Origin of the sequence: Halomonas sp. NPDC076908 (genome assembly GCF_050269715.1) — a bacterium.
Lineage (GTDB): Bacteria > Pseudomonadota > Gammaproteobacteria > Pseudomonadales > Halomonadaceae > Vreelandella.
The window spans coordinates 1-4643 of the sequence record NZ_JBNNIW010000074.1 but is presented as its reverse complement, the minus strand read 5'-3'; the positions used below and the strand labels follow the sequence as shown (position 1 = coordinate 4643).

At 53.5% G+C, this 4643-nt stretch carries 3 protein-coding genes; all 3 read left to right on the top strand.

Features of this window, described 5'->3' with window-relative positions; genetic code table 11:
• Positions 1–227 precede the first annotated feature (227 nt).
• Positions 228–1883 (top strand): CTP synthase, encoded by a 1656-nt coding sequence (locus ACQKE4_RS20020; protein WP_427389978.1) that lies wholly within the window; start codon positions 228–230, stop codon positions 1881–1883.
• Positions 1884–1894: 11 nt separating this feature from the next.
• Positions 1895–2770 (top strand): 3-deoxy-8-phosphooctulonate synthase, encoded by an 876-nt coding sequence (kdsA, locus tag ACQKE4_RS20015; protein WP_427389977.1) that lies wholly within the window; start codon positions 1895–1897, stop codon positions 2768–2770.
• 81 nt (positions 2771–2851) lie between these two features.
• Positions 2852–4141, top strand: coding sequence for a phosphopyruvate hydratase (eno, locus tag ACQKE4_RS20010; RefSeq protein WP_427389976.1), 1290 nt, complete (start codon positions 2852–2854; stop codon positions 4139–4141).
• The last annotated feature ends 502 nt before the right edge of the window (positions 4142–4643 follow it).

Below are 4643 nucleotides of genomic sequence, written 5' to 3'. Positions count from 1 at the left end.
AAGGCCGGATATAAGCGTGCAGTCCTCATCCGTGTCCATCTCGTGGCTTGCTTGCTCAACGGGACGGGTCCATATAAGGGAGCTTCAGCTCGCGATCGACCTTTGATACAGGCGAGCCAATCGAAGAACAGTTCAAATTGAGCCTTAGGTCGTAATCTGCTAGTCTGTCGACCCATCCTGGCGTGGCTTTCTGCCGTGCCTTTTGATCACGATTCGACAGGTTATCCATGACACGATATATCTTCGTGACCGGCGGCGTTGTGTCCTCTCTCGGAAAGGGCATCGCCTCCGCCTCGCTGGCGGCGATTCTAGAGGCCCGCGGCCTTAAGGTCACCATGCTCAAGCTCGACCCGTACATCAACGTGGATCCGGGCACCATGAGCCCCTTTCAGCACGGTGAGGTATTCGTCACAGAAGATGGTGCCGAAACCGACCTTGATCTCGGGCATTATGAGCGCTTTATTCGCACCAAGATGACCCAGCGCAACAACTTTACGACCGGGCGTGTTTACGAACATGTACTGCGTAAAGAGCGCCGTGGTGACTACTTGGGCGGTACCGTTCAAGTAATTCCGCATATCACTGATGAGATCAAGCAGCGCGTATACGCGGGTGGCGAAGGTTTTGATGTGGCGCTGGTGGAAATTGGTGGCACGGTAGGCGATATTGAATCACTGCCTTTCCTTGAGTCTATTCGCCAAATTCGTAGTGAGCAGGGCGCTAACCGTGCGCTGTTTATGCACTTAACACTGGTGCCCTACATTAAAACGGCGGGTGAGACCAAAACCAAACCGACCCAGCACAGTGTCAAAGAGCTGCGCTCGATTGGTATCCAGCCCGATATTCTGATTTGCCGCAGCGAAGTTGAGCTTGAAGAGAGCGAGCGCCGCAAAATCGCCCTGTTCACCAACGTTGAAGAGCGTGCAGTCGTGCCATTACAGGATGCCGATACCATTTATCGCATTCCATTGATGCTTCACGAGCATGGCTTAGACGAAATCGTCTGCGATAAGTTACGCATTGAAGCACCTGAGGCTGATCTGTCTGAATGGATTAAAGTGCTGGACGCCAAGCTGAATCCGCTTAAGTCGATTAGCATCGCCATGGTCGGTAAATACATGGAGCTGCTGGATGCCTATAAGTCGCTCAATGAAGCGCTGATTCATGCGGGTATCCAAGGGCGCATTAAGGTCAACGTCGATTATATTGACTCCGAAGACATTGAGCGTCACGGCACTGAGCGCCTGGCAGGCAAAGACGCTATTCTGGTGCCCGGCGGCTTTGGGGAGCGCGGCGTAGAAGGCAAAATCATGACCGCTCAGTTCGCCCGTGAGAACAAGGTGCCGTATCTGGGCATCTGCCTGGGCATGCAGGTGGCCGTGATTGAGTTTGCGCGCAACGTGGCGGGTTGGAAAGACGCCAACTCGACCGAGTTCACCCACGACACCCAGCACCCGGTGGTGGGGTTGATCACGGAGTGGCTGAATCCGGAAGGCAAAATCGAGCTGCGCGATGCGGCGTCCGACTTAGGCGGCACCATGCGCTTAGGGGGCCAAGTGTGCCATCTTGAATCGGGCACCAAGGCGCGTGAAGCGTATGGGTCAGAAGAGATTGTTGAGCGCCACCGCCACCGCTTTGAGGTTAACAACCAGTTTATTGATGAGCTTGAAAAGGCCGGTCTGGTTATCTCAGGCAAGAGCGTTGACCAGTCACTGGTTGAAGTCATTGAACTGGCGGATCACCCTTGGTATGTGGCTTGTCAGTTCCACCCGGAGTTCACGTCTACTCCGCGTGATGGCCATCCGCTGTTCTCGGGCTTTGTGAACGCTGCGCTTGAGCACAAAACAGCGCGTAGTCGCGCGCATGCAAATTCGCAGGAATAAGAGGGCAAAACATGGCTTCTCAAGAGCGGTCTCAACAGGGGTTTCAAGAGCGTCATATTAACGTTGCCGGCTTAACCGCCGGCAATTCATTGCCGCTAATGCTGCTGGGTGGCATGAACGTACTGGAGTCTGCTGAGCTTGCCGATGAGGTCGCTCAGGCCTATGTCACGGTCACCCAAAAGCTGGGCATGCCCTACGTTTTTAAAGCCAGCTTTGATAAAGCCAACCGCAGTTCGATCCACTCCTATCGTGGCCCCGGTATTGAGAAAGGGCTGCAAATTCTGGCCGATATTAAAGCCCGCTATAACGTCCCCATCATCACTGATGTGCACGAGCCCTGGCAGGCAGAGGCAGCGGCCGAAGTCGCCGACATTATTCAACTGCCCGCGTTTCTGGCTCGCCAAACCGATTTAGTGGTCGCCATGGCGAAAACCGGCGCAGTCATCAATATCAAGAAACCGCAGTTTTTGGCACCCCATGAAATGCGCCATATCCTCAGCAAGTTCCAGGAAGCGGGTAACGATCAGTTGATGCTCTGTGAGCGTGGCTCAAGCTTCGGTTACAACAACCTGATTGTGGATATGCTCGGCTTTGGCGATATGAAGCAAACCGGCTACCCGGTATTTTTTGACGTCACTCATGCGCTGCAGCGCCCCGGTGGGCGTGCGGACAGTGCTGATGGACGCCGGGCACAGGTTGCCGAATTAGCGCGGGCTGGCGTCGCTGTTGGCCTAGCTGGGCTGTTTTTAGAAGCTCACCCTGATCCGGACAACGCCAAGTGTGATGGCCCCTGTGCGCTGCCGCTGGATCAATTAGAGCCGTTCTTAACGCAGCTCGCTCAGTTGGATGCGCTGGTAAAAGGATTTGAGCCGCTGACGATTCGCTAGCCGTGTTTTGCTAGTCAGTGGTTTTGCTGACTAGGGCGCCATTTTAATAACTTTATCTGACTTACAGGAAAGGAAACTGCCATGACCAAAATTGTTGCTATCAGTGCGTTGGAAGTGCTGGATTCACGTGGTAACCCGACCGTGCAGGCGCACGTACGTCTTGCCAGTGGCGCTGTCGGCGAAGCCTGTGCCCCCAGCGGTGCCTCGACCGGTTCTCGGGAAGCGTTGGAGTTACGCGATGGCGATAAGTCACGCTATCTGGGTAAAGGCGTGCTGAAAGCAGTCGATGCGGTCAATGGAAAAATTTGTGATGCACTGTTAGGTATGGATGCACGCGATCAGCGTGGTCTGGATGACGCCATGCTGGCGCTGGATGGAACTGAGAACAAAGCAAACCTTGGTGCGAACGCAATCCTGGCCGTTTCATTAGCGGCCGCCAAAGCGGCTGCTAATGCCAAAGGCGTTCCGCTGTATGCCCATATTGCCGAGCTATATGGTCAGCCGGGCCAGTACAGCATGCCGGTACCGATGATGAATATCATCAACGGCGGTGAGCACGCGGATAACAACGTCGATATTCAAGAGTTTATGGTGCAGCCCGTAGGCGCGCCTAACTTCCGTGAAGGGCTACGCATGGGTGCGGAAATTTTCCATGCGCTCAAAAAGGTGCTCTTGGCGAAAGGTCTTTCCACCTCAGTGGGTGATGAAGGCGGCTTCGCACCTGATCTGGCGTCGAACGCAGATGCCTTGGCGGTGATTAAACAAGCCGTCGCAGATGCGGGCTATGAGCTGGGTAAAGACGTTACCTTGGCCTTGGATTGTGCTTCTTCAGAATTCTACAAAGACGGTCAATACAATCTTTCTGGCGAAGGTAAGAGCTACGATGCTGAAGGCTTTACTGATTATTTAGCCGGTCTGTGCGCTGAGTACCCGATCGTGTCTATCGAAGACGGTATGGATGAATCTGACTGGGCGGGCTGGAAAGCGCTGACCAACAAGCTGGGCGATAAAGTACAGCTGGTGGGCGACGACCTGTTCGTCACCAACACCAAGATTCTCAAGCGCGGTATTGATGAGCAGATCGGCAACTCTATCCTGATCAAGTTTAATCAGATCGGTTCACTCTCTGAGACGCTAGACGCGATCAAAATGGCCCAGGATGCAGGCTTTACGGCGGTTATTTCACACCGCTCTGGTGAAACTGAAGATACCACCATTGCTGATCTGGCGGTGGGTACCTGCGCCGGGCAGATCAAAACGGGCTCGCTATGCCGCTCTGACCGTGTGGCCAAGTACAACCGTTTATTGGTCATTGAAGCTGAGCTGGACAATGTAAGCTACCCTGGTTTGAAAGCGATTAAAGGACAATAAATCGCCTCTTTTGAGCGAAATATTAGGCCGGTTTGTAAGAGATGTCTCAAAATTTTGTAAGAGATATCTTACAAATACCGACGAGATTTGCTCTATTAGGGGTAGGTAAAAACGAAATTTTCCACTAATTTAAATTTAACCTGTTGTTTTAAAAGATAAATGTCAAAAAAAGGCGAGTCATTGAGACTCGCCTTTTGCATTTTGGCCTTGTTGTGAAGCTGCCGCGTTCTGCCACAATATATTCAGGATTAGGGGAGGCAGGGATGCTTCAGGCAGGATGCAACGGGATGAAAGATCGGGTGCGCCGGGTGATACAGTGATGTGAGCCCTGGCAGGGACGTTACTCGAGGAGGTTGACACAGGGAGTGGTCAGAGGAAGTGCTTGGAGCGGGCGGTCTACGGACCGCCTTTTTTTGTGCGCCCGGCACGGGCGCACTCCTGGAGGTGCAAGTCCTCCCGTAAGCTGGCCACAGCGAACGAAGCGAAGCGCAACTGCGGAAGG

Coding starts and splice junctions, on each gene's coding strand:
- ACQKE4_RS20020 (WP_427389978.1), top strand. CDS start 228: ATGACACGATATATCTTCGTGACCGGCGGCGTTGTGTCCTCTCTCGGA.
- eno (WP_427389976.1), top strand. CDS start 2,852: ATGACCAAAATTGTTGCTATCAGTGCGTTGGAAGTGCTGGATTCACGT.
- kdsA (WP_427389977.1), top strand. CDS start 1,895: ATGGCTTCTCAAGAGCGGTCTCAACAGGGGTTTCAAGAGCGTCATATT.